Below are 21,922 nucleotides of genomic sequence, written 5' to 3' on the forward strand. Positions count from 1 at the left end.
TTACTTCTTACCTGCCTTACCAGCCTTACGTCTAACCACTTCACCCGAATAGCGAATCCCCTTGCCCTTGTAAGGTTCGGGCGGACGAACAGCACGGATCTTGGCAGCCATATTGCCCACCAATTCCTTGTTAATCCCTGCCACAATCACGTTTGTATTCCCTTCTACGGAAACTTGTATTCCCTCAGGAGGCTCAATCTGTACAGGATTGCTATAGCCAACGTTAAGCACTAAATTTCGTCCTTGCACCTGGGCACGATAGCCCACGCCTTGAATCTCCAAACGCTTTTGGAAGCCTTGAGACACCCCTTCAACCATGTTGGCCACCAGCGTGCGGCATAAACCATGACGCTGCCGAGCCGGACGCGAATCGCTCCGACGGTTGACCAGAATAGTTTCCCCTTCCTGCAATACCTCAACTTCAGGGGGCAAAGTGCGTGCAAGTTCGCCTTTCGGCCCTTTAACGGCAACATCTTGTCCAGAAATCTCGATCGTCACTTTCTGGGGGATGGAAATTGGGCGCTTACCAATACGAGACATGATAGTTTCTCCAGAACACGGTCAATAACACAGCCGCCTTGCTGTCTAACAATTGCTAGCAGCAACTACCAGACGTAGCACAGCACTTCCCCTCCCAGTCCCTGCTTGCGAGCATCGCGATCGGTCATGATGCCGCTAGAGGTCGAGATAATCGCAATCCCAATGCCGCCCAAGACTCTTGGCAACTCTTTACGGTTAGAGTAAACCCGCAACCCTGGCTTACTGACTCGCTTCAGAGCAGTGATGATCGGACGACGACCCTTGCCTTTGTATTTAAGCGCGATAGTCAATATGCGCCCAGGACCTTCTTCTCGATCGGAGAATTCGGCGATAAAGCCTTCTTCCTGTAGCACCTTAGCAATGCTGCGTGTCATCCGGGTGGATGGAACTTCTGTCGTTTGGTGCCGCGCCAAGGTTGCATTCCGGATGCGCGTCAACATGTCTGCAATAGTATCGTTAGCCGCCATAGCTTCCTCTTAATGAAACTGCCTTAGTTATCCCGGAAGGGCATTCCCAACTCTTTAAGCAAGGCGCGACCCTCTTCATCGGTGTTAGCAGTAGTGATGATTGAAATATCCATGCCACGAATCTGGTCAATCCTGTCGTATTCCACTTCAGGAAAGATAATTTGCTCTCGGATGCCGATCGTGTAGTTGCCTCGACCATCAAAGCTTTTTGGGCTGACTCCTCGAAAGTCGCGAATTCGAGGAAGTGAGAGGTTGATTAAGCGATCGAGAAACGCATACATCCGGTCAGAACGTAGCGTTACCATAATGCCAACAGGCATTCCCTTCCGGAGCTTGAATCCGGCGATCGCCTTTTTAGCCCGCGTCACAACAGGCTTTTGACCCGTGATCAGAGCAATCTCTGCCAGAGAAGCTTCTAACGCCTTAGCGTTTTGCGCCGCTTCCCCCAATCCTCGGTTAATAGTCACCTTTACAACCTTGGGCACCTGGTAAATGTTGCCGTAGTTGAATTGCTCAATTAACTTTGGGGCAACCGTGTCCTGGTAGAGCGACTTGATTTTGCTATGTGCCATAAAGTTTTATCCTTAATCAAATCCCTGGGCTTGGTCAGGGAAAAACATCTTTAGTCTTGAATCGAGCTTTATCCTTAGTCGGTGTCCATGCTAGTCCAGCATTTCGCCCGTCTTCTTCAGCATCCGCACTTTACGACCGTCCGCATTCAGGGTGTAGCAAATGCGGCTAGCCACCTTTTCCTTGGTGGAATAGAGCATGACGTTTGAGCTGTGAATCGGCGCCTCTAGAGCAGTGATTTGTCCAGACTCGCCTTCTTGTTGAGGCTTGACGTGCTTTGTCTTAATGTTGACCCCCTTAATCACCACTTTGCTGATTTCAGGAAGAACCCGTAAAACTTCGCCAACCTTCCCTTTCTCGCTACCCGCGATCACTTGAACCGTGTCGCCCTTCTTAACATGTACCTTGTGACGAACCTTCGTGGGTTTAGCCATCACAATACCTCCGGTGCCAGTGAAACAATTTTGGTGAAGCTCTTGTCGCGTAGCTCACGGGCAACAGGCCCGAACACGCGAGTGCCTCTGGGATTGCCTTCAGCATTGATAATAACGGCAGCATTGTCGTCAAATCGAATGCTCATGCCGCTTTCGCGTCTTAGACCCTTGCGAGTGCGGACAATCACCGCGCGCACCACATCAGACTTTTTCACAGCCATATTGGGGATCGCGTCTTTGACCACCGCAATAATTACGTCGCCCACGCCTGCGTAGCGACGGTTACCCCCCAAAACCCGAATACACATGAGCTTGCGAGCGCCGCTGTTGTCTGCCACATTCAGGTAAGATTCCTGTTGAATCATCGTTAGCCTCCCTCGTTATTTCAACCTTTGACTCTATAAACTGGGGGCATTGAGAACTTCAATCACAGTCCAGCGCTTGGTGCGGCTGAGGGGTCGAGTCTCCTGAATGCGAACGCGATCGCCCACCTTGCATCGGTTCTCTTCATCGTGAACTTTATAGCGCTTGGTTCGCACCATAACTTTCTTGTACTTAGGGTGGGGGGCACGATTTTCGATCGCCACAACGATCGTCTTCTCCATTTTGTCGCTAACGACTACACCCACCCGCTCTTTAACTGCCATTGCCACTTAACTCCATGCGCTTAATTTATGAATCCGAAGCTGCTTTAGCCTGCCGCTCATGTTCGATTGTCATCAATTGAGCGAGGCGATGGCGCAAATGCTTAAACTGATGGGGCTTTTCGAGCTGGCGAGTGGCTTTCTGAAAGCGCAACTGAAATAGCTCTTTCTTAACTGACACGATTTGATCGGATATTTCCTGATCGCTGAGGTCTCGAACCTCATCCACTTTAGGTAGAGGCATTATGACTCTCCAGACTCACGAGTGATGAACTTGGTCTTAATCGGCAGCTTGAAAGAAGCAAGCCGCATGGCTTCACGGGCAATTTCTTCAGAAACCCCAGCAACCTCAAACATGATGCGACCGGGCTTGACTACAGCCACCCAAAACTCTGGGTTCCCCTTACCAGAACCCATCCGGGTTTCAGCAGGACGCATGGTGATGGGCTTATCTGGGAAAATCCGAATCCAGATTTTTCCGCCCCGACGGATGTAGCGCGTCATAGCTCGACGACTAGCCTCAATCTGACGAGCGGTAATCCAGGAAGGTTCTAAAGCCTGGAGCGCAAAGTCGCCAAAGTTGATCTCGTTTCCTGCAGTTGCCAGACCGCGCATCCGTCCGCGATGCTGCTTGCGAAATTTAGTTCTTCTTGGACTTAACATGATACTTGCCTTGTTTTAAGGAGTCAGGGGTCAGGATTCAGGAACAGAGACGATACTCCGTTCGCTTTCCTTTAACCTTCATTCGATCGATCTTCGAACTGCTGCCGCTTGCGCTGCTGCTGTTTGCGCCGAGGCTGTGCACCTGTGGGGGCTGCGATTTCCTCTTGACCAGGGATAATTTCGCCCTTGAAGACCCACACCTTGATGCCCAAGATGCCATAGATGGTCTGAGCAGTCTTGTAGGCGAAATCGATATCCGCCCGCAGGGTGTGTAGCGGCACTTTACCCTCACGGGTATACTCAGTCCGAGCGATTTCAGCGCCGTTGAGACGACCGCTGACCTGAATCTTGATGCCTTCCGCACCAGCTCTCTGCGCTCGTTGGATTGCCTGACGCACAACTCGGCGGAACGAAACGCGGCGCTCTAGCTGCTGCCCTACATATTCAGCAATCAGACCCGCATCTGAGTCCACTCGCGCTACTTCCACAACGTTGATGCGAATTTGGCGCTCGCTATTACCTAGGGCTTTTTGCAATCCAACACGCAGTTCATCAATGCCTTGTCCGCCCCGACCGACGACAACCCCTGGACGAGCTGTATGCACTTCCAGATCGATTTGATCCGCCTTGCGCTCGATCCGAATTTGAGAAATTCCAGGACTCTCAAGGCTCTTGAGCTTCATGGGGTTTCTTTCAATGAAATCACGGATCGTATGATCCTCTTGCAAGAGCTTAGGGTAGCGACTGGAATCCGCAAACCAGCGCGATCGATGCTCCTGCGTAATGCCAAGGCGAAAGCCTACTGGATGAATTTTCTGTCCCACGGTGCGTCCTCTGAGATGAAAGCGTTAGAGAATAAATAGAAATTTTTAGAAACCGTTACTCTTCGACTTCGCCCGGAGCCACGGCGATCGTAATATGACAGGTTGGCTTCCGAATCTGGTAAGCGCGACCCTGTGCCCGTGGGCGAAAACGCTTCAGCACAGAACCCTGATCGGCAAATGCTGTGCTGACCACTAAGCTTGCTGGGTCATAGCCCTCGTTGTGCTCAGCGTTGGCAACCGCCGATCGCAAAACCTTGAGGATAGGCTCGCAAGCTCGGTAGGGCATAAATTCCAAAATAATCAGAGCTTCACGGTAAGACCTTCCTCGAATTTGGTCTAATACCCGGCGCACCTTATGGGGCGACATCCGGATGTACCGCGCAATTGCTTTGACCTCTCCAGTAGCAGTAGCCATTCTTTATCTCCTTAAAGCGATTAGCCATCAGCTATCAGCCCGATCGCTGATGCTAATTGCCGTTACCTATCACTGCCTTTCCAACCGTATCTTTTGACCCTTATCGACGGGCTTTCTTATCGCCCTTCGCATGACCTCTAAAGGTGCGAGTAGGGGCAAATTCACCGAGTTTGTGTCCCACCATTTGCTCTGTCACAAAAACAGGTACATGCTGACGACCGTTGTGAACGGCGATCGTATGTCCAATCATGTTCGGCAAGATCGTGGATGCTCTCGACCAAGTTTTAATGAGCTGCTTCTCACCCTTAACGTTGAGCGCCTCAATTTTGCTCATCAGATGATCGGCGACAAAAGGACCTTTTTTGAGAGAACGAGACATAGTCTTAATAAACCTCTAGTCAAATTAAGTTCAGCGTATTCAACAGAGAGCCTTAAGACTCACGTCCGCCTCTGCCCCGCTTCGATGTCCGACGGCGGCGGCGCACAATCATAGAGCTACTCAGCTTCTTCTTCTTGCGAGTCTTGTAGCCCAATGCAGGCTTACCCCAAGGCGTAACAGGTCCAGAACGACCGATCGGCGCCCGACCTTCACCTCCACCATGTGGGTGATCCACTGGGTTCATGACGCTTCCCCGAACTTCGGGACGGCGACCTTTCCAGCGCTTGCGTCCAGCCTTGCCCAGGCTCGTGTTCCGCACATCGCCATTGCCAACTTGACCAATCGTGGCGTAGCAGTCCTTGCGAATGAGGCGTACCTCAGTCGAGGGCAGACGCAGGGTCACGTAGTCACCCTCTTTTGCCACAACCTGAGCCGAAGTCCCAGCAGCCCGAACAATCTGTCCGCCCTTACCAGGCACCAGCTCCACATTGTGAACGGCAGTACCCAAAGGCATATTGCCCAAAGGCAGCGCGTTGCCAATTTCAAAGGGAGCCGTAGGTCCAGAAATTACCGTCGAGCCTACCTTAAGATTGGCAGGATGAATAATGTAACGCTTTTCGCCATCTTGATAATGCAGCAGCGCAATCCGAGCATTCCGGTTGGGATCGTATTCAACCGAGAAGACCTTGGCAGGAATATTGTGCTTATTGCGGTGAAAATCAACAATGCGATAAAGCCGTTTGTGCCCACCGCCTCTATGGCGACAGGTAATGACGCCTCGGTTGTTGCGACCTTTTGGACGATGAACTCGCTTCGTTAGGGACTTTTCCGGAACGGTATGCGTAATTTCGGAGAAGTCAGAGACGACCCGTTCGCGGGTGCCGGGAGTATAGGGTCGGTAGTATCGAATGCCCATGGATCAACCTCTTTACAGACTCTAAACTTCAGGGAACAGGCTAATGGAATCCCCTGATGCCAGGGTAACGATCGCCCGCTTGCATTGGGCACGATGTCCCGCAAAGCGACCAACACGACGTTCTTTAGCAGGTGGATTGTAGGTATTGACGCTTACGACCTTCACGTCAAACAATTCTTCGATCGCCGCTTTGATTTGAGGCTTCGTGGCACGAGTCTCCACCTCAAAGGAATACTTGTTTTCTTCCAACAACCGAGTTGCCTTTTCAGTAATGAGCGGGCGACGGATTAAATCTGGAAGGGAACGAGAATCAATTCTAGTCATCGCCGTAGACCTCCTGAATCGTTTCGATGGCGGACTGCGTTGCCACAATCTGATCTGCCGCCAGGATGTCAAAAATGTTCAAGTTATTGGCAGAAATCAGTCTTAGATTGCCTACGTTGCGAGCAGACAGGTAAACATTGTCATTTCTTTGAGAGACAATCAGCAGAATCTTAGACTCCACCTCAATGCCCCAACGACCCATTGCTTGCACCAATTCCTTCGTTTTGGGACGAGGAAGATTCTCGGCAAAATCTTGAACAATGACTAGATTGTCTACACGGCTCTGTAAAGCCGTTCTCAGAGCCAATCGGCGCTCCTTGCGGTTCATTTTGACAGAATAATCTCTGGGCTTAGGTCCAAAGATCACGCCACCGCCACGCCACAACGGAGAACGGTTTGAACCAGCTCTAGCTCGACCTGTCCCCTTCTGTCTCCAAGGCTTGCGACCGCCGCCTCTGACTTCAGCGCGAGTCTTGGTACAGGCAGTGCCTTGACGGGCATTATTCATTTGCCGCACAAGTGCCCGGTGCACAATATGAGCCGCGCTTCCTTCTTTAGCAACCCTTAGGTCGAGCGAGGCTTGTCCTGCCTCTGCTCCTTGCCAATCTTTTACTACACAATCCACCATATCTTTATCCTTTTACACCAGCGGGCACTATTCGGAACCCAATGCTATGACTCAAGAGCTATGACTTAAGAGCTATGACCTGAGAGTTGCGATCGCCCTACTTCTGACCCACGATCGTGGCAGGCAAGATGTTGAGCAATGCACCCGGCTTACCCGGAACAGCGCCCTTAATCAGCAAAAGATTCCGCTCGACATCAACCCGCACCACGGTCAGCTTCCGAATAGTGACGCGGCTATTGCCCAAACGACCCGCCATCCGCTTACCAGGGTAAACTCGACCCGGCGTAGTCCCTGCACCCGTTGAACCCGGAGCGCGGTGGTTCTTAGAACCATGCGACATTGGACCTCGCTTGAAGTTGTGCCGCTTTTGATAGCCTGCAAAGCCACGACCGATGCTGGTGCCAACGACGTCGATAACTTGACCCACTTCAAACGTATCCGCTTTGAGCTGCTGACCCAATTCATAAGAACCGGGATTCTCTAGGCGATACTCCTGTAGATGCCGTAGCGGTGACGCACCCGATTTCTGGAAATGACCCAGTTCGGGCTTAGTGAGCGCCTTTGCTTTAACTTCTCCATAGCCAACTTGAATCGCAGAATAGCCATCCGTTTCCGGAGTCTTGATCTGTGTAACAGTGCAGGGACCAGCCTGCACAACGGTGACAGGAATAGAAATTCCCGTTTCGTCAAACACTTGGGTCATCCCAAGCTTTGTGCCAAGAATACCAACAGACACAATGAGTCTCCCCTTGCTTTACACATCACACAGAGATGGAGCCAGTCAGAACTAGCTCACTAGATTCTCCCTCTCTGTTAATCCAACAGAATGTGATGTCTCAAGCTGCTTTTACGCAGTTGAGGACAACACAAAACTTTTACACGCTTCAAGTCAGCTTAGAGAAGTCAAAAACTAATTTGCCTATCTCTGTGCAAGTGTGCCAGGACTTGGAGAGAACATTTGCAAGATCTTTCCAGTATCCTCTGAGACGCTTACTGCCTCAATCCATGTTTTGGCAACAGTCATTCATCATAAACAAATATTGAGAAATTGTCCAGAGCATCACCCATTTTTTTGTTGCGACTCTTCGCTCAATGGGCAAAAACTGTCCCCTGTGAAAAATAACGTAATTATTCAGGACAGTAAGCTTGATTGGCGATCGCGCCTTCCCTATAATGATTCTCTAGCGCTTGAAATTGAATTTTGAGGACGAATAGGCTATGGCATTGATCACCACTGGCAAAAAATTCATTCAAGACGTAGAATCCTCCGGCTCAGTTGGGCTTTACGTGCCTTTAGAGGGTGGACATGAAGGGCGCTATCAGCGACGGTTGCGCGCATCAGGCTACACCATGCTTTCCATCACAGCCCGTGGATTAGGAGATCTATCTTCTTACTTAATGAACATTCACGGCATGCGTCCGCCCCATCTGGGCAAGAAAACGTTGGAGCGGGAGGGATCGGTTGGCTATCGCTACTATGTAATGCCAGTGGCAGGCTATCAGCTAGAGCATCTACCCGCTAAATCTAAAGGGCTTGTGATTTGGATGCAGGAGGGGGTAGTGCTGTCGCAGCAAGAGATCGAGTACTTAATTACGCTTCCCTCGATCGAACCTCGAATTAAGGTTGTGGTTGAAATGGGTGGCGGACGTAGCTTTAGCTGGAAGCCCCTACAGCAATTTTTAGCGGCTGCTTGAGTTGCGTCTCTTAGAGCCTGTTGAAATCTGCGGCGCTTACCGAGACAAACTGACGAGGAATTGAGCCAAATCCAATGGGGATCACTATTGAGAGGAGGCAATTCATAATACATGCAAGTTCTCTGTCTCTACGGTAGACTGCAATGTATGCGAGTTTTCTCGTCAGCTCAGACATAACCCTTTAGTATGTAAGGGTGATTGATTTGTACTATCCCCTACGATCGCTGAAGGGTGGCACTTGGTTCAAGCTGATCTGCGGAGCCAGTTTCCAGCACCTCCCTGCCGTTAGAAGCCTCACCCTGGCGTATGCTTTGGCAGGTGCGGACTGTGTTGACGTTGCGGCTGATCCAGCCGTGGTATCAGCGGCGCAAGATGGGCTGCGAGCAGCAGAAGCTCTAGCACCCGAAGCGCAGATGAGAGGATATTCGGGCAACGGTCAGCCTTGGCTAATGGTGAGCCTCAGCGATGGCGAAGATCCGCACTTCCGCAAGGCAAGCTTTGACCCATCCACCTGTCCAACAGACTGTCCTCGTCCCTGTGAAACGATTTGTCCGGCACGAGCGATCGTTTTTGAGCAAGGCGTTCTTGAGAGCCATTGCTATGGTTGCGGTCGCTGTCTGCCCATTTGTCCTGAGCAAAAGATTTTTACACAATCTCACACTGCGCCTCTGACCACAGTCGCTGCCCTGCTGAGGGATGTTGATGCTGTCGAGATTCATACTCAGATGGGTCGTTTCAGCGAGTTTGAACGGCTGTGGAAAACGGCGATTGTGCCCGTCCTGCCGCGCCTAAAGCTGGTGGCTTTAAGCTGTCCAGATGGCGAGGGCTTGGAGGACTATCTTCGGGCACTCTATAAGATAATGTCTGGCTTGTCATCATTGCCCTGTGACCTCATTTGGCAAACTGACGGCAGACCCATGAGCGGAGACATTGGTGATGGCGCAACCCGATCGGCAGTGAAATTGGGTCAAAAGGTTCTGGCCATGAACTTACCGGGCTATGTGCAGCTAGCGGGTGGAACGAACAGCCATACCGTTGCCAAGCTAGAGGCGATCGGCTTGCGTAAAGGACAGCAGCCTAACCCGCAACAGGGCATCTCTGGACTGGCCTTTGGCAGCTATGCTCGTGTGCTGCTTTCTCCCGTTCTAGACCAGTTAGAAATGCAGCAGTCGGTTAACCCAGCGGCATCTCCAGCGCTAGAAGACACGCCAGAGCTGTTGTGGCAAGCCGTACATCTGGCGCACTCGCTCATTTCACCCGTCAAGGCACCCATGAAACTCAGACAGACCGTCCCAAAGTAAGCCTTTTCTCACGCTCCTTTTCTCGATTCGCTTCTCGCACCCAGATATTCATCCTCCATGACATTTAGTAGCCCCTCTGATCCTCTGTCCGATAAGGTTGAGCCTGTTCAGATTACAAATCAAGTTACGGACGACCTCAATCAGCTCCTGGAAATGCTGCCTGGAGCAATTCGAGAGACTTTACAACACCATCCTCAGCGCGATCGCCTTGTGGAAGTTGTGCTAGACCTAGGTCGTCGTCCCGAAGCCCGCTTCCCTGGAACAGCCGAGTATCTCTCTGAAGTCCCCATTTCCCGATCCGATTTGGACTACTGCATTGAGCGGGTCGGCATATTTAGCGGGGACAACCGGGCGGGAATTGAACGCACCCTGCACCGAATTAGCGCTATTCGCAACCGCACCGGAGATGTGATTGGTCTAACCTGCCGCGTCGGTCGCGCTATTTTTGGAACGATCGGCATGATCCGCGATCTGGTGGAGACAGGAAAATCGATTCTGATGTTAGGTCGTCCCGGCGTGGGCAAGACCACCGCTCTCCGAGAAATTGCCCGCGTGCTAGCCGATGACCTAAACAAGCGGGTAGTAATTATTGACTCCTCGAACGAAATTGCGGGAGATGGCGATATTCCTCACCCGGCGATCGGTCGGGCCAGACGGATGCAGGTGTCTCGTCCTGAGCTTCAGCATCAGGTAATGATTGAGGCTGTGGAAAACCATATGCCTGAAGTAATTGTGATTGATGAGATTGGCACAGAGCTGGAGGCTTTGGCAGCACGGACAATCGCCGAGAGAGGCGTGCAGCTTGTGGGCACCGCTCACGGCAACCGGATTGAGAATTTGATCAAAAACCCGACCCTTTCCGATTTGGTAGGGGGCATTCAGTCTGTCACCCTGGGGGATGAGGAAGCGCGTCGTCGGGGCAGTCAAAAGAGCGTGCTGGAACGCAAAGCGCCGCCCACCTTTGACATTGCTGTCGAAATGCTGGAACGGCAGCGCTGGGTTGTGCATGAGCAGGTAGCAGAAACCGTGGATACGCTGCTGCGAGGACGACAGCCCGTATTGCAGGTGCGCACAGTGGATGAACAGGGCAACGTGATTACGACGCAGGAAACGCCTGCTGCCCCTCAGATTGCCGCTTCTAAGCCTTTCGGAGCCTCTCCTTTGAATGGCTACACGCAAAATTCGAGCCGGGGGGGATGGCGATCGTCTGGACAAGTCACCCCGATGTCTTCCTACAAGCGCAACGATATGGGTCGGGGCGACTCAGGTCGGGGTGAGTTAGGTCGGGGTGAGTTAGGTCGGGGCGACTCAAGCTGGGCTGAGTTAGGCAACTCTATTGCTCCCTCAGAGCCTCTTTCTGAACGGCAGGAGTTTGATCAGCTCTTGAATGATTCTCTGGCAGACGCTTTCACGCAGATGGAGCCGATGGGCGCAGTGCCCAGACCTGGGCCAAATGGGGAAGATCTGCCGCTGCATGTTTATCCTTACGCTATCAGTCGGCATCAGCTAGAGGAAGTGATCCGGACGCTGAATCTGCCGATCGTCCTGACCAAAGATATCGACAGCGCTGATGCGGTACTGGCATTGCGATCGCATATCAAAAATCACTCTAAGCTGCGGCTGTTAGCAAAAAACCGTCAAGTTCCGGTGCATGTCGTCAAGTCGAATAGCTTGCCGCAGATCATTCGTGCCCTCCAGCGGATGCTGCACCTTCAGGAAACGGATGAAGAAGATGAGTCTGCTAGCCTGAGCCTGTTTTACAACAGCGCTGACGAAGACGAAATCGAGGCTTTGGAGGAAGCGCGTCTAGCCGTAGAGCAAATTGTGTTGCCCAAAGGTCAACCTGTGGAGCTTCTACCGCGATCAGCAAAGGTGCGCAAAATGCAGCATGAGTTAGTAGAGCATTATCGGCTCAAGTCCTCTAGCTTTGGTGAAGAACCGAATCGGCGGCTGAGGATTTACCCGGCATAAAAACCTGGATCTTGAATTCTGGATCTTGAATTCTGGCGAAGGGAGCTGAAACGTGTTTCAGCTCCCTTTTTAGTTAGACCCTAAGCTACACCAGGGCAGGTACGGATGCCACTAGGTGAGGGTAGAGGGGGAAGCGATCGCACAAATCGGCGACGCGCTGACGGCAGGTTTGCGCGACAGCCGCATCTTCGGGGTTGAGGAGGCGATCGCTGATGATGTTGGCAATCTCAACGAACTCCTCGATGCCCATGCCGCGTGTGGTCATAGCGGGAGAACCAAGACGCAGACCGCTGGTGACAAAGGGTGACTCAGGATCAAAGGGCACGGTGTTTTTGTTTGCCGTGATGTTGACCCCGCTGACCAGCTGATCGGCTTGCTTGCCAGTGAGGGCGATCGATCGCAAATCCACCAGCATCAGGTGATTGTCTGTGCCGCCAGAAACGGTCTTCAGGCCCCGCTCCTGAAGCTGAGCCGCCATCGCCTTAGCATTCTCGATGACATGACCACAGTAGGTCTTAAAGCTGGGCTGGAGCGCTTCTCCAAACGCTACGGCTTTACCTGCAATCACGTGCTCCAGGGGGCCGCCCTGCGTTCCGGGGAAGACTGCCTTATCAAACTTCTTGCCCAGCTCAGCATCGCCCGTGAGGATTAAACCGCCGCGAGGTCCCCGCAGGGTTTTGTGGGTGGTGGTGGTAACAACGTGACAGTGAGGAATTGGGTTGGGGTGATGCCCAGAGGCAACCAATCCAGCGATGTGGGCAATGTCTGCTAGCAGGTAAGCCCCGATTTCGTCGGCGATCGCCCGGAACTTATCGAATTCAATCACACGAGGATAAGCCGAGTAGCCGCAGATCAGCATTTTAGGACGGTGCTGCAAAGCCAAATCGCGAATTTGATCATAGTCAAGTCGCTCGGTTTCTTGACTCACGCCATAGTGACAGGCTTTGAACCACTTACCAGAAACATTCACCGGAGAGCCATGGGTCAAATGTCCGCCATGGGACAAGTCCATGCCCATAATCGTGTCGCCCGGTTCTAGGAGCGAGAGAAAAACGGCAAAGTTTGCCTGAGCACCTGAGTGCGGCTGCACATTGGCATGGGCGGCGCCGAAGAGCTGCTTAGCGCGATCGATCGCAATCTGCTCGACTTCATCGACAAATTCGCAACCGCCGTAGTAGCGCTTTTTGGGCAAGCCTTCAGCATATTTATTGGTCAGCACCGAGCCTTGGGCTGCCATCACGGCTGCCGAGGTAAAGTTCTCGCTGGCAATTAGCTCCAGGTGGTCGCGCTGGCGCTGAAGCTCTTGCTGAACCAGCCCTGCCACGATCGGATCAGTTGTTGCCAGAAAATCCAGGTTGGTCTGAGTCACAAGCAAACTCCCACTTAAGGTAAAAGAACGGTTAGAAATAGGGGTGGCTGCTCACGCTCAGGTTAGTTTGCAGCCGCGATCGACAAACCTCGTACAGTCACCCCACAGGGTTTTCTGCGCGAAGTGCCGCTGCCCTCCAGCTTAATAAATATAACTCGCCAACGGCTGACAGCGTTTGGATGGGAGTTCAAGGTAGGGTTGACATTTAGAGTAATTGTTCTAGGATGTTAGAGTAATTACTCTAAGCTTTTGTTTATGACTGCCCAGAGTACAAAATCTCGGATTATTGCAACCGCGATTCAACTGTTTAATCAACAGGGGACATCTGCCGTTTCAACCAATCACATTGCTGAGTCTCTAAAGATCAGTCCTGGCAATCTCTACTATCACTTCAGAAATAAACAGGAAATTATTCAAGCCATCTTGGAGCAAATGATCCGTGAAATGGACGGAGGCTGGACCCCGAATGTTAAGCCCTCATTGAGTCATCTGCATGAAAGATTGAGTCGCGTCTTTTTTCTGTTATGGGAATATCGCTTTTTTTACCGAGAGCAAATCGCTCTCTTTCAAGCCGATCCGGAATTGAAAAAGCGGTATCGCACCATTCATCGACAGCGGCTAGCAGAAATTGAATCCTTTTGCCAAGGATTGGTTGAGACGGGCGTTCTCCGGCGTTTCGAGGATTCGACCACTTTACCTGCCCTAATCAAAATTATTTGGCTGATCAATGATGCCTGGCTGCCCTCGCTGGAAATGGAGGACGCGGCTATCAATCCTCAAACCATTCAAGCAGCCATTAATTTAATGCTGCAAGTTATGCGCCCTTACATGAGCAAAACAGCTCTAGCAGAGTGGCCCCAGCTAACCGCAATGCCTGCTGCGATTCCTACCCTCACCCCAGAGAGAACTTGATGAAAAGACGAAGCTTTCTAAAACTCACGGCAGCTAGTGCTGTGACCGTTGTCGTTGCAGGCGGTGTATGGCGCTCTTATGACCGAGGCGTATGGAGCACGGGCACTGGCCCCGCCTATGAACCCTGGGAAACCTGGCGAACCGATCGCCCTGAAGGAGCTTTAGCCCTAGTGCGATCGGCAATCTTAGCCTCTAGCCCCCACAATACCCAGCCCTGGATATTCCAAGTCACAAGCTCTCAGCAAGGCGAGCAGATCAATGTGTATGCAGATACCCGCCGCCACCTGGGTGCAATGGACCCCTACCTCCGAGAAATGCGAATCGGGCTAGGGTGCGCTGTTGAGAACATGCTGCTGGCGGCTCAAGCTGAAGGGTATCGCGCTCAACTCACGCTTGACCCAGGCACCCTGACCCAACCGCCTGCTAATCTCGACTCTCAACGGGTAGCCACGCTCAACCTATCCTCCGGCCAACGCTCTACCCCAGCGCTGTATGATGCCATCCCCAATCGGCGGACAAATCGTGCGGCTTATGACCTCCAGCGTTCGGTTGCGCCTGAGGCTTTAGCATCATTGGCCGCCCTAGCTCAAGATCAGGCTGAAGATCAGGCTAAGTTAAAGCTATTTCTGTTAGTTTCAGACCCAGAGCGCCAGCGCTTTTCTGAAGGAACGCTAGCGGCAACAGAAGCGATCGTCGCAGATCCAACCATGTCTCATGATGGCGATCGCTGGTTTCGGTCAAGCTGGCAAGACCTTCAAAAGCAGCGGAGCGGTGTGCATATCGATGCTTCTGGCTTGTCCTGGATGATGCGCTCATTGGTTAAGATGTTGCCCTCTGTCTCACCTGAGACGCAGCATCAATCGTGGATAAATAGCACCAAAACCGCTTTAGACACCTCGCCTGCGTTTGGTTTGATTGCCGTTCGGGATTTGTATGATCAGCCTCAAGCCTTACAAGCTGGACAGCTCTGGCAACAGATTCATCTCTGGGCAACGACACAAGGATTGGCTATGCAACCGCTTAACCAGCTTCCAGAGATGGTAGATCGAGAACGACAGCTCGGCAAAGCGCCCCAAACAGCGGAACTTTTAGCCCAGATGACTCAAGATGCAAGCTGGAAGCCAACATTTGCTTTTCGTCTAGGCTATCCGACCTCAGCCGCGCTAGCTAGCGCCCGTCGCCCGATCGAAGATATTGTAATGGGCGCTAAGCCTACTTAATTGGATTGAGCTGAACTTCGAGCCATCTCTAGGTCGCCTTTATAGCTCGGTCAGCGTAGCCCTGCCCTTTTGGATAGATTGGCAAGTTTTGCGTAATCCTACCCGCCCTTGCTGACAACTTGAGTAAAGCCTTTGACTTTAATTCCTCCATCTTCCCTTGGCGATCGCTCAGATTTCCAGGGGATTTTTTGGTTCTGCATAATCTGCCGAACCTCTTCGGATAGGTAAGTGAGTTCACCAGGGAAAAGCAAACCCAAACTGGCTGGAGGCTAGACAGATGAACGCTCGTTGTAAAAGCCAAATCTTTAACACTCTATTCTGGATAGCTGCCGAAATCCTGTTGAACGTGACCGGATTGGACAACTTGGCAGACTACAGCGAATTCATCTTTAAGAACCCTTCAAAGACTGAAGCGCACTTAGCTATGGTGACGCGATCGCCTTTACAAAATTCCTACAGCTCACCTTTTCTGGCTTCTTAAAAAAGATGAGTCTCTACTCGATCGCCAGTGAAACTCGTTCGCCACCCGTTGCTTTCAGATCAGTCAGCAGTTTCACCACATCGGCATAGGGCATCTGCGGTTCAGCTTTCAATACCACTACGCCCTTGGGATTTTTCTCTAAATAAGCTTTGACTTGCAGCATCAGGGGAGCAGAGGCAATGGGCTGATCATTGAGAGAAACACCCTGGACATCTAGCTCAACGATCATCGGTGACGGGGTAGGCTGTTGAGGGTTAGCCGTCTGCTGCTGAGGGAGCTGAATTTCTACACCCTGCTCTAGGGCAAGCGTCATCGAAATCAAGATGAAGAAAGTTAGGACGGTCATTAACACGTCCATCATCGGAATCAGGTTAACTTCGGGGAGAGAATTAGAGCGACGATGGCGATTGGATCGCATGGGGAGCAGCAGGGTGATAGAACAGTAGACTGAGAAGATCAGACTTAAAGCATCAGGATTACAGCTACAAGTCTAGTTAAAGATTACTCACAGGTGAACGGCGATCGGTCATTTCCAGATTCTGCGGTTCATACCAGTTTTGTCGATAGATTAGCTCCAGTTCTGAACCCACTTCAGAGAAGTAATCCATCTGCTGTGACTGAAAGGTGACAAAAACTCGAAAGACAACCAGAGCCAAAATTGCCACAATCATCCCGGCGGCAGTAGCAATGAGCGCTTCTCCAATCCCGGCAGCCGCCGCGCTGGCCTGTTCGCCAGAGCCACCGCCCCCCACATTCAGGTTGCCAAACGTCGTGATTAAACCTATGACTGTGCCCAGTAGCCCCAACAGCGGCGCGATCGCCACCACAGTTTCCAGCAGTTTGTCACCCTTGCGCATCCTGACAAACTCTTTGTCGGCAGAGGCTTCCAGCGCCAAGCGAAACGTTTCAGGCGTGGGCCGTTTCAGCTTAAGAGGAGCTGTCAAAAATCGACCAATCGGCAAAGCTTGCGACTGTTCCGCGATCGATCGTGCTTCCTCAAGACTATACTGCGCTGCGTCCAAGACATCATGCACCACCTGGTCTTCTTTGCTCAAGAGCTTGTACCAAAACCAGGCTCTCTCTAGACCACAGGCAATTGTCGCAACCGAAAGCCCTAGCAGTGGAGCCATAACTGGCCCGCCCTCACGAGCCAGCTCAAGCAGATTAGACATAAAAATTGCTACAGGTATTCACAGACCCGCCTCCCTGGCTAGAATAGCTGAACGCCATTGAGGATTGGTTAACAATAGGTAATCACCTGCTCAACAAAAGATTAAGCTTGGCGCTGTAATCTAAAGATACATCAAGCCTTCATGAAAAGCCTCAAATTTACCTCTTGCATGGCAGAGAATTTTGCGCCAATCTGCGAGGCGATCGTCACCTACACCAGCCAACAGCTCCAAATGCCAATCGAATGGATCGACGCTATTCCTTGGCAAGAGCGAGAAAAAAGACTCGATCGCGGTGAAATTCAGGTGGGCTGGATTTGTGGATTGCCCTATGTTTGGAAAGCAGATCAGGCGATTCCTAGCATTGAGCTGTTGGCGGCTCCTGTGATTAAAGGCGATCGCTATCAGGGCAAACCCATCTATTTTTCAGATGTGGTGGTGCGTCAAGACAGCTCGTATCACACCTTTGCTGATCTACGGGGCTGCACATGGGCCTATAACGAGCCGCGATCGCACTCTGGCTACTACGTTACCCGCGCCCACTTAGCGGCATTGGGAGAATTTGACGGCTTTTTTGGAGCCGCGATCGAGTCGGGCGCTCACCAAACCTCCCTGCAATGGATTCTAGACGGCAAGATTGATGCTTCGGCAATCGACAGTACGGTTCTGGAGCTAGAGCTACAGCGGCATCCAGAAATAGCAGCTCAAATCCGCATTATTGACGACCTAGGAGCTAGCCCGATTCCGCCTTGGGTGATTTCGACTCAGGTACCGCCAGAGTTGCGCGATCGCCTCCAGCAAGTCTTCCTGCATATGCATCAGACTCCAGAAGGGAAAGCCGTTCTCAGCCAGGGAACGATCGATCGCTTTGTGGCAGTAGACGATCGGGACTATGATGCCCTTCGTCACAGGGCAGAACTGGCAGAAACCGCAAGGCTTTAGCAACACCTGATAGGCTATAGACAGGCAGATTTGACCCTGCACCCCCCTGCCGATTTGAGAGAGCGAGAACACCATGCCCCATACAATTGTCACAAATACCTGCGAAGGCGTTGCCGATTGCGTTGATGCTTGTCCGGTTGCCTGCATCAGCGAAGGTCCCGGCAAAAACGCCAAAGGCACCGACTGGTACTGGATTGACTTTTCCACCTGCATTGATTGCGGCATTTGTTTTCAAGTCTGCCCTGTAGAAGGGGCGATCGTTCAAGAAGAGCGACCAGAGCTGCAAAACACCCCTGCATGACTATGCCTCCCCTAACCCTAATCATTGGCAACAAAAACTATTCCTCCTGGTCGCTAAGAGCCTGGTTAGCACTGAAGCAGACAGGAGCCGAGTTTGAAGAGATTCGCATCCCGCTAGACACGCCGCAAACGCGATCGCAAATCTTGCAGCACTCGCCCACGGGCAAAGTTCCGGCGTTGCGGCATGGCGAAATTTTGCTGTGGGAGTCAAGCGCCATCTGCGAATATCTTGCCGAGCTGTTTCCCGATCGCCACCTCTGGCCTGCCGAGCCGAGGGCAAGAGCGATCGCCCGCTGCGTTAGCGCCGAGATGCACGCCGGATTTTCTCCGCTGCGGCAGAGGCTTTCGATGGATTGCCGCAGTCGCTTTGCCTGGAAAGGCGCACCACCCGACGTGCAAGCCGATATCGATCGCATTCTGACCCTGTGGTTCGCCTGTCGGCAGGAGTTTGGCGAGGGCGGCGACTTTTTGTTTGGTCATTGGACAATCGCTGATGCCATGTTTGCCCCCGTCGTCTCCCGCTTTGTCACCTACGGAGTGCCCTTGGATGCGATCGCTCAAGCCTATGCTGAGGCAACTTTAGGGCTTCCGGCAATGCAAGAATGGCTGATAGCTGCGGCGGCAGAAACTGAGGTTTTAGTCGATCACTAGGTTTGAGGGGAGAGGGGTGGATGAGTAGATGAGTGAGGGGTAGATGAGTGGGGTATGCCGCGACCAACTCATCCACCCATTGACCCATCCACTCATCCACCCATCCCTACCTGACCAAATCCTCTATCAACCGTACTTTTACAGGTTGATTGGGCTGAATCTGACGGAGGCGGCTGCGTTGTCCCAAGAGTCCTAGGAAACGGCGGTTGCCTCGTAATACTTCTGACTCGGCATTGAGCAGCAGCGTTTGGTCTTGCCAATTAATAGATTGGGTAATAAATTGGCTACCCGCATCGCTCGTTTCAAACCGACCGATGACTTCGCTATTGGCAGGGATAATGACGTTGCCTGAGCGATCGCGTACAGCTTCAACCAGCAGCAGAACTTCTTGCTGAGAGGCGTTGGATAAGGCGATCGGCTCTCTTCCGGCATAGCGCAGATTCAAGACAGTTCCGGCAGGAATTACTACGGCAGCAACTGCCAAAGGCTGACCAAACTCAATAACGTTACTCGCGGCAGGCGGCAAGACTGAGAGCGAAACTGGAGGAGCCTCAGAGGTTAACGGAGCGGGCTGAGGCAAAGGCTGAGCAGAGGATTGGCGAGATGGAACGGGCAAGGGCGATTGCACGGGCGATTGCACGGGTGGAGCAGTCGGAGCAGTCGGAGCAATGGCGGGAACTCGAATCGCCGACGTAGCGCGATCGCGAGGTTGAGTCGCGGGTGGCAAGTCTGCGGGCAGTGTCGTCAGGGGCGCTGGAGAAGCGGCGATCGGCGGAATGGGCTGAGCGGGGGAAGCAGGAGGAGGAACAGAAAGCGCGATCGCCTCAGAAGAGCTAGGGGCTGGAGAACTGGGGGCTGGAGAACTGGGAACAGCAGCAGGAGTGCCCGGAGATTCAGCAGGAGGAACTTCTACAGGAATCGCTAAAGCTCCAGGCTCCAGAGGCGGCAAGCTGGCATCAGAACTTGCGGGAGTCGGTGTGGCTGAAGTCGAGGGAGCCGCCCCTGGAAACACCATGGAAGGTGTGGCGATCGTTCTGGGTACAGAACCAGAAGCAGCAGGAGGCAATGTCGCTGTTTCACGAGTCACAGCCGTTTCACGAGTCGCGGCTGTTTCGCCCACTAGAAGCGGACGCAGCACCCAGCGATCGCCATTCACCCGCCGCAGTTCCACCTGTCCGGGGGCAAGTACGGTGCCCGGTGCCAGTTCCATAACCAGGCGCGCCTGTCCGGGCTGAAACTGGGCGATACGAATTTGCCGAATTGCGCCCGTGCTGTAGTTTTGCTCGGTGGCGATCGGGTCTACTTCGGTGTTGGGCAAATCCAGGACAATCCGCGCGGGTTCTGCCGCCAAGAAATAGCGCGGGGTACCGCCCGACACGGTAATTTCTAGCTGTTGAGTAGTGGGGCTATAGGTCCAGTCCAGCGCATCTGCCCGTGCGGGAGCTGCGAGAACGAGGGGGGCGATCGCGGCTAGGCTACCCAAAGCTAAACTGCCAAGAAATTGTTTGTGCATCCTGTCCTCCGAGGCTGGACTTTCCACAGCTATAGTACGTCTTGAAGGGAGATTTGAGCGATCGAGGCGAAATTTTTCGCCGAATTAAGAGCCGACATGATACGCGGTGATGGCGATTGCCCTATCTGGACTATAGATCGCTTCGACTCTAGTATAAGTAGGGTGAGTCCACCAGACCTTGAGACGGTTGCCTTGAGCAGGAGCTGAACCTAGCTTGCTATATCCTGCTTGAATGAGCTGTTGATCAAAATCAGCGGCAGGAAGGGTTTTAACCGTGATTTGAGGAATGCCATCAATTTTGTGCTTATCGAGGGTCATCGCTCAAGGGTCATAGCTGCCCTGATAAGTACTGTAGATGCGATATCCCGGCAGGACTAGGGCGATCCCCACTGAGCTGTGAAGCGTTCCTGGATAGCTGGTTTCAGGCAAGCTGCCTCCCAACCTAATGTGCATCGAGCCACACCAGAGATAGAGTCCTGGAATGAGGGCATCCATACTGTAAGCAATCGCCCGCAACGCTTCATCGGCTGGTTTATTAGCTACGGCCGAGCGATCGCAGTTTGACTCGGTAATAGGTTTATGAGGATCATCGCCTTGACTCACTTCCATAAGAGCCTCCCTGTTTTTGTGGCTATATTTCTACTGTATCGCCGCTTGACGATCGCCCCTCTTTTCCTCTATGCTCACACGTTAATAGCTATTTGCAACTCGCCGTGCGGTAGCTAAATCCCAAAAATCTGGCGCTACTCAAAGCTGTTACGAGCAGCGATGAGTAGCTGACCCCAAACTGCGGTGCGGCAGTCTGGTGGCTAAAGAGGAATTTTAACACTCCTTTCAGCCGCTCTGATGCTTCATGCTTTCGGGGCGGCTAGGTTTTTGGGTTTCCTTCCCGAAACCCAAAACAGGAGAACTCTGATGGTTAGCTCGTTTCAGTCGGATTATGCCAATCGGTTTTTGTTGAATTTAGGAGGGCAGAAGGCAGGATTCAGGAGTCAAAATTCTGAATTTCTGGCTTCTAATCTCCTGGCTTCTGACTCCTCTACTCTTGACTCCTCTACTCTTGACTCCTCCCGTGCCAAGGGCGATCGCGAACTCCTCTATGTCCTCGTCATTGGCTCTGAGGCGGGTGCGCTAGAAACGCTGTATGAGCTGCAACAACGCGGCTTTGCCAACATCACCGACTGGAGCCGCAATTTGCCCAGTCCTGGCGAGTTTCCGCAACCGCGATCGGGTGAGGTGATGCGGATTTTGCAGCGGTATCGGCTGCGGGGGTGAGGGGATCTGCTGGGTAAACCCGTCTGGGAATCTGGCTGAACATCCTGCGCTGCCCCCCAATCCCCTAATTTTTAGGGACTTCCGGAACTCAAAGTCCCCTAGAGTTGGGGGATTTAGGGGGCTAGAAAACTGTCAACTCTGACAAATCTTTAGTTCAGCAATGCCACCCCACCGACTTCTCAACCTCTAGACTCCATCTCCTAATGCTTGACCCTCGCGTCCGAGCCTCAGAGACTCGCCGTTCACTCTCAATAACTCACTGTCCACTCTCAATAACTCACTGTCCACTCTCAATAACTCACTGTCCACTCTCAATAAC

31 protein-coding genes are annotated in these 21,922 nt (G+C 52.4%); 10 read left to right on the forward strand and 21 right to left on the reverse strand.

Going from position 1 to position 21,922, the window contains the following annotated elements; translation table 11 throughout:
- The 15 genes from rplF to rplC form a co-directional block, all read right to left on the reverse strand.
- Positions 1–540 (reverse strand): 50S ribosomal protein L6, encoded by a 540-nt coding sequence (gene rplF / locus AC5JMP_RS21460; RefSeq protein WP_495853531.1) that lies wholly within the window; start codon positions 538–540, stop codon positions 1–3.
- A 65-nt stretch (positions 541–605) separates the two neighbouring features.
- Positions 606–1,007 carry a 30S ribosomal protein S8 gene (gene rpsH / locus AC5JMP_RS21465; protein ID WP_495853532.1) on the reverse strand — a complete coding sequence of 134 codons (402 nt, stop codon included), beginning with the start codon at positions 1,005–1,007 and terminating at the stop codon, positions 606–608.
- A 23-nt stretch (positions 1,008–1,030) separates the two neighbouring features.
- Complete coding sequence (gene rplE / locus AC5JMP_RS21470) at positions 1,031–1,579, reverse strand: 50S ribosomal protein L5 (RefSeq protein ID WP_495853533.1); 549 nt, start codon at positions 1,577–1,579, stop codon at positions 1,031–1,033.
- 90 nt (positions 1,580–1,669) lie between these two features.
- Positions 1,670–2,011 carry a 50S ribosomal protein L24 gene (gene rplX / locus AC5JMP_RS21475; protein WP_495853534.1) on the reverse strand — a complete coding sequence of 114 codons (342 nt, stop codon included), beginning with the start codon at positions 2,009–2,011 and terminating at the stop codon, positions 1,670–1,672.
- Positions 2,011–2,376: a 50S ribosomal protein L14 gene (gene rplN, locus AC5JMP_RS21480; RefSeq protein ID WP_495853535.1), complete on the reverse strand. Its 366-nt coding sequence runs from the start codon at positions 2,374–2,376 to the stop codon at positions 2,011–2,013. The genes rplX and rplN overlap by 1 nt, the downstream gene beginning before the upstream one ends.
- A gap of 33 nt (positions 2,377–2,409) precedes the next feature.
- Positions 2,410–2,658 carry a 30S ribosomal protein S17 gene (rpsQ, locus tag AC5JMP_RS21485; protein ID WP_495853536.1) on the reverse strand — a complete coding sequence of 83 codons (249 nt, stop codon included), beginning with the start codon at positions 2,656–2,658 and terminating at the stop codon, positions 2,410–2,412.
- Positions 2,659–2,683: 25 nt separating this feature from the next.
- Positions 2,684–2,899: a 50S ribosomal protein L29 gene (rpmC, locus tag AC5JMP_RS21490; protein ID WP_495853537.1), complete on the reverse strand. Its 216-nt coding sequence runs from the start codon at positions 2,897–2,899 to the stop codon at positions 2,684–2,686.
- On the reverse strand, positions 2,899–3,318 hold the full coding sequence (gene rplP, locus AC5JMP_RS21495; protein WP_495853538.1) for a 50S ribosomal protein L16: 420 nt from the start codon (positions 3,316–3,318) through the stop codon (positions 2,899–2,901). Before rplP ends, rpmC begins: the two co-directional genes overlap by 1 nt.
- 71 nt (positions 3,319–3,389) lie before the next feature.
- Complete coding sequence (gene rpsC, locus AC5JMP_RS21500; RefSeq protein ID WP_495853539.1) at positions 3,390–4,142, reverse strand: 30S ribosomal protein S3; 753 nt, start codon at positions 4,140–4,142, stop codon at positions 3,390–3,392.
- A 55-nt stretch (positions 4,143–4,197) separates the two neighbouring features.
- On the reverse strand, positions 4,198–4,557 hold the full coding sequence (gene rplV / locus AC5JMP_RS21505) for a 50S ribosomal protein L22 (RefSeq protein WP_495853540.1): 360 nt from the start codon (positions 4,555–4,557) through the stop codon (positions 4,198–4,200).
- 100 nt (positions 4,558–4,657) lie between these two features.
- On the reverse strand, positions 4,658–4,936 hold the full coding sequence (gene rpsS, locus AC5JMP_RS21510) for a 30S ribosomal protein S19 (protein ID WP_495853541.1): 279 nt from the start codon (positions 4,934–4,936) through the stop codon (positions 4,658–4,660).
- Between the two features lie 52 nt (positions 4,937–4,988).
- Positions 4,989–5,852 (reverse strand): 50S ribosomal protein L2, encoded by an 864-nt coding sequence (gene rplB, locus AC5JMP_RS21515; protein ID WP_495853542.1) that lies wholly within the window; start codon positions 5,850–5,852, stop codon positions 4,989–4,991.
- Positions 5,853–5,873: 21 nt separating this feature from the next.
- Positions 5,874–6,176: a 50S ribosomal protein L23 gene (locus tag AC5JMP_RS21520; RefSeq protein ID WP_495853543.1), complete on the reverse strand. Its 303-nt coding sequence runs from the start codon at positions 6,174–6,176 to the stop codon at positions 5,874–5,876.
- Complete coding sequence (gene rplD / locus AC5JMP_RS21525) at positions 6,169–6,804, reverse strand: 50S ribosomal protein L4 (RefSeq protein ID WP_495853544.1); 636 nt, start codon at positions 6,802–6,804, stop codon at positions 6,169–6,171. Before rplD ends, AC5JMP_RS21520 begins: the two co-directional genes overlap by 8 nt.
- 97 nt (positions 6,805–6,901) lie before the next feature.
- Positions 6,902–7,540 carry a 50S ribosomal protein L3 gene (gene rplC, locus AC5JMP_RS21530; RefSeq protein WP_495853545.1) on the reverse strand — a complete coding sequence of 213 codons (639 nt, stop codon included), beginning with the start codon at positions 7,538–7,540 and terminating at the stop codon, positions 6,902–6,904.
- 482 nt (positions 7,541–8,022) lie between these two features.
- On the opposite strand from rplC, the gene ndhN reads away from it, so the two are divergent.
- The 3 genes from ndhN to AC5JMP_RS21545 all read left to right on the forward strand — a co-directional run bounded on the left by ndhN (position 8,023) and on the right by AC5JMP_RS21545 (position 11,771).
- Positions 8,023–8,499 (forward strand): NAD(P)H-quinone oxidoreductase subunit N, encoded by a 477-nt coding sequence (gene ndhN / locus AC5JMP_RS21535; RefSeq protein WP_495853546.1) that lies wholly within the window; start codon positions 8,023–8,025, stop codon positions 8,497–8,499.
- Positions 8,500–8,693: 194 nt separating this feature from the next.
- Complete coding sequence (gene ldpA / locus AC5JMP_RS21540) at positions 8,694–9,800, forward strand: circadian clock protein LdpA (RefSeq protein ID WP_495853547.1); 1,107 nt, start codon at positions 8,694–8,696, stop codon at positions 9,798–9,800.
- 57 nt (positions 9,801–9,857) lie between these two features.
- Positions 9,858–11,771, forward strand: coding sequence for a R3H domain-containing nucleic acid-binding protein (locus tag AC5JMP_RS21545; protein WP_495853548.1), 1,914 nt, complete (start codon positions 9,858–9,860; stop codon positions 11,769–11,771).
- An 85-nt stretch (positions 11,772–11,856) separates the two neighbouring features.
- Here AC5JMP_RS21545 and glyA read toward each other — a convergent pair whose 3' ends face one another.
- Positions 11,857–13,140 (reverse strand): serine hydroxymethyltransferase, encoded by a 1,284-nt coding sequence (gene glyA, locus AC5JMP_RS21550; protein ID WP_495853549.1) that lies wholly within the window; start codon positions 13,138–13,140, stop codon positions 11,857–11,859.
- 255 nt (positions 13,141–13,395) lie between these two features.
- Between glyA and AC5JMP_RS21555 the strand changes: the two genes are divergently transcribed.
- From AC5JMP_RS21555 to AC5JMP_RS21565, 3 genes are all read left to right on the forward strand, one after another.
- Positions 13,396–14,052, forward strand: coding sequence for a TetR/AcrR family transcriptional regulator (locus AC5JMP_RS21555; RefSeq protein WP_495853550.1), 657 nt, complete (start codon positions 13,396–13,398; stop codon positions 14,050–14,052).
- Complete coding sequence (locus AC5JMP_RS21560) at positions 14,052–15,272, forward strand: nitroreductase family protein (RefSeq protein WP_495853551.1); 1,221 nt, start codon at positions 14,052–14,054, stop codon at positions 15,270–15,272. The genes AC5JMP_RS21555 and AC5JMP_RS21560 overlap by 1 nt, the downstream gene beginning before the upstream one ends.
- A gap of 277 nt (positions 15,273–15,549) precedes the next feature.
- Complete coding sequence (locus AC5JMP_RS21565; protein WP_495853552.1) at positions 15,550–15,753, forward strand: hypothetical protein; 204 nt, start codon at positions 15,550–15,552, stop codon at positions 15,751–15,753.
- A gap of 13 nt (positions 15,754–15,766) precedes the next feature.
- Here AC5JMP_RS21565 and AC5JMP_RS21570 read toward each other — a convergent pair whose 3' ends face one another.
- A complete protein-coding gene (locus AC5JMP_RS21570) occupies positions 15,767–16,171 on the reverse strand; it encodes an ExbD/TolR family protein (RefSeq protein WP_495853553.1) in 405 nt (134 codons plus the stop codon).
- Positions 16,172–16,247: 76 nt separating this feature from the next.
- Complete coding sequence (locus tag AC5JMP_RS21575) at positions 16,248–16,925, reverse strand: MotA/TolQ/ExbB proton channel family protein (RefSeq protein ID WP_495853554.1); 678 nt, start codon at positions 16,923–16,925, stop codon at positions 16,248–16,250.
- A 141-nt stretch (positions 16,926–17,066) separates the two neighbouring features.
- Here AC5JMP_RS21575 and AC5JMP_RS21580 point away from each other — a divergent pair, with 141 nt between their 5' ends.
- The 3 genes from AC5JMP_RS21580 (at position 17,067) to AC5JMP_RS21590 (ending at position 18,815) form a co-directional block, all read left to right on the forward strand.
- On the forward strand, positions 17,067–17,864 hold the full coding sequence (locus AC5JMP_RS21580) for a PhnD/SsuA/transferrin family substrate-binding protein (RefSeq protein WP_495853555.1): 798 nt from the start codon (positions 17,067–17,069) through the stop codon (positions 17,862–17,864).
- 73 nt (positions 17,865–17,937) lie between these two features.
- Entirely contained in the window at positions 17,938–18,165 is a 228-nt protein-coding gene (locus AC5JMP_RS21585) for a ferredoxin family protein (protein WP_495853556.1), read from the forward strand.
- A 2-nt stretch (positions 18,166–18,167) separates the two neighbouring features.
- Positions 18,168–18,815, forward strand: a complete 648-nt coding sequence (locus AC5JMP_RS21590; protein WP_495853557.1) for a glutathione S-transferase family protein — start codon at positions 18,168–18,170, stop codon at positions 18,813–18,815.
- A 106-nt stretch (positions 18,816–18,921) separates the two neighbouring features.
- Here the strand turns inward: AC5JMP_RS21590 and AC5JMP_RS21595 are convergent, their stop codons facing one another.
- From AC5JMP_RS21595 to AC5JMP_RS21605, 3 genes are all read right to left on the reverse strand, one after another.
- Complete coding sequence (locus AC5JMP_RS21595; RefSeq protein ID WP_495853558.1) at positions 18,922–20,328, reverse strand: AMIN domain-containing protein; 1,407 nt, start codon at positions 20,326–20,328, stop codon at positions 18,922–18,924.
- An 84-nt stretch (positions 20,329–20,412) separates the two neighbouring features.
- A complete protein-coding gene (locus AC5JMP_RS21600; RefSeq protein WP_495853559.1) occupies positions 20,413–20,646 on the reverse strand; it encodes a hypothetical protein in 234 nt (77 codons plus the stop codon).
- Between the two features lie 3 nt (positions 20,647–20,649).
- Positions 20,650–20,937 carry a hypothetical protein gene (locus AC5JMP_RS21605; RefSeq protein ID WP_495853560.1) on the reverse strand — a complete coding sequence of 96 codons (288 nt, stop codon included), beginning with the start codon at positions 20,935–20,937 and terminating at the stop codon, positions 20,650–20,652.
- A gap of 306 nt (positions 20,938–21,243) precedes the next feature.
- Between AC5JMP_RS21605 and AC5JMP_RS21610 the strand changes: the two genes are divergently transcribed.
- Positions 21,244–21,603, forward strand: coding sequence for a hypothetical protein (locus tag AC5JMP_RS21610; protein ID WP_495853561.1), 360 nt, complete (start codon positions 21,244–21,246; stop codon positions 21,601–21,603).
- The last annotated feature ends 319 nt before the right edge of the window (positions 21,604–21,922 follow it).

It is taken from the genome of Drouetiella sp. (assembly GCF_059504425.1).

What these genes read in the sequence shown, in the direction of transcription:
- rpsS (WP_495853541.1), bottom strand. Translation starts at nt 4,936, where the DNA reads ATGTCTCGTTCTCTCAAAAAAGGTCCTTTTGTCGCCGATCATCTGATG.
- AC5JMP_RS21565 (WP_495853552.1), top strand. Translation starts at nt 15,550, where the DNA reads ATGAACGCTCGTTGTAAAAGCCAAATCTTTAACACTCTATTCTGGATA.
- AC5JMP_RS21575 (WP_495853554.1), bottom strand. Translation starts at nt 16,925, where the DNA reads ATGTCTAATCTGCTTGAGCTGGCTCGTGAGGGCGGGCCAGTTATGGCT.
- ndhN (WP_495853546.1), top strand. Translation starts at nt 8,023, where the DNA reads ATGGCATTGATCACCACTGGCAAAAAATTCATTCAAGACGTAGAATCC.
- rpsQ (WP_495853536.1), bottom strand. Translation starts at nt 2,658, where the DNA reads ATGGCAGTTAAAGAGCGGGTGGGTGTAGTCGTTAGCGACAAAATGGAG.
- rpmC (WP_495853537.1), bottom strand. Translation starts at nt 2,899, where the DNA reads ATGCCTCTACCTAAAGTGGATGAGGTTCGAGACCTCAGCGATCAGGAA.
- rplB (WP_495853542.1), bottom strand. Translation starts at nt 5,852, where the DNA reads ATGGGCATTCGATACTACCGACCCTATACTCCCGGCACCCGCGAACGG.
- AC5JMP_RS21590 (WP_495853557.1), top strand. Translation starts at nt 18,168, where the DNA reads ATGCCTCCCCTAACCCTAATCATTGGCAACAAAAACTATTCCTCCTGG.
- rplV (WP_495853540.1), bottom strand. Translation starts at nt 4,557, where the DNA reads ATGGCTACTGCTACTGGAGAGGTCAAAGCAATTGCGCGGTACATCCGG.
- rplD (WP_495853544.1), bottom strand. Translation starts at nt 6,804, where the DNA reads ATGGTGGATTGTGTAGTAAAAGATTGGCAAGGAGCAGAGGCAGGACAA.
- AC5JMP_RS21545 (WP_495853548.1), top strand. Translation starts at nt 9,858, where the DNA reads ATGACATTTAGTAGCCCCTCTGATCCTCTGTCCGATAAGGTTGAGCCT.
- rpsH (WP_495853532.1), bottom strand. Translation starts at nt 1,007, where the DNA reads ATGGCGGCTAACGATACTATTGCAGACATGTTGACGCGCATCCGGAAT.
- AC5JMP_RS21570 (WP_495853553.1), bottom strand. Translation starts at nt 16,171, where the DNA reads ATGCGATCCAATCGCCATCGTCGCTCTAATTCTCTCCCCGAAGTTAAC.
- rplP (WP_495853538.1), bottom strand. Translation starts at nt 3,318, where the DNA reads ATGTTAAGTCCAAGAAGAACTAAATTTCGCAAGCAGCATCGCGGACGG.
- AC5JMP_RS21520 (WP_495853543.1), bottom strand. Translation starts at nt 6,176, where the DNA reads ATGACTAGAATTGATTCTCGTTCCCTTCCAGATTTAATCCGTCGCCCG.
- AC5JMP_RS21610 (WP_495853561.1), top strand. Translation starts at nt 21,244, where the DNA reads ATGGTTAGCTCGTTTCAGTCGGATTATGCCAATCGGTTTTTGTTGAAT.
- AC5JMP_RS21560 (WP_495853551.1), top strand. Translation starts at nt 14,052, where the DNA reads ATGAAAAGACGAAGCTTTCTAAAACTCACGGCAGCTAGTGCTGTGACC.
- AC5JMP_RS21605 (WP_495853560.1), bottom strand. Translation starts at nt 20,937, where the DNA reads ATGGAAGTGAGTCAAGGCGATGATCCTCATAAACCTATTACCGAGTCA.
- AC5JMP_RS21585 (WP_495853556.1), top strand. Translation starts at nt 17,938, where the DNA reads ATGCCCCATACAATTGTCACAAATACCTGCGAAGGCGTTGCCGATTGC.
- AC5JMP_RS21600 (WP_495853559.1), bottom strand. Translation starts at nt 20,646, where the DNA reads ATGACCCTCGATAAGCACAAAATTGATGGCATTCCTCAAATCACGGTT.
- rplN (WP_495853535.1), bottom strand. Translation starts at nt 2,376, where the DNA reads ATGATTCAACAGGAATCTTACCTGAATGTGGCAGACAACAGCGGCGCT.
- rplE (WP_495853533.1), bottom strand. Translation starts at nt 1,579, where the DNA reads ATGGCACATAGCAAAATCAAGTCGCTCTACCAGGACACGGTTGCCCCA.
- rplX (WP_495853534.1), bottom strand. Translation starts at nt 2,011, where the DNA reads ATGGCTAAACCCACGAAGGTTCGTCACAAGGTACATGTTAAGAAGGGC.
- AC5JMP_RS21595 (WP_495853558.1), bottom strand. Translation starts at nt 20,328, where the DNA reads ATGCACAAACAATTTCTTGGCAGTTTAGCTTTGGGTAGCCTAGCCGCG.
- AC5JMP_RS21555 (WP_495853550.1), top strand. Translation starts at nt 13,396, where the DNA reads ATGACTGCCCAGAGTACAAAATCTCGGATTATTGCAACCGCGATTCAA.
- rplF (WP_495853531.1), bottom strand. Translation starts at nt 540, where the DNA reads ATGTCTCGTATTGGTAAGCGCCCAATTTCCATCCCCCAGAAAGTGACG.
- AC5JMP_RS21580 (WP_495853555.1), top strand. Translation starts at nt 17,067, where the DNA reads ATGAAAAGCCTCAAATTTACCTCTTGCATGGCAGAGAATTTTGCGCCA.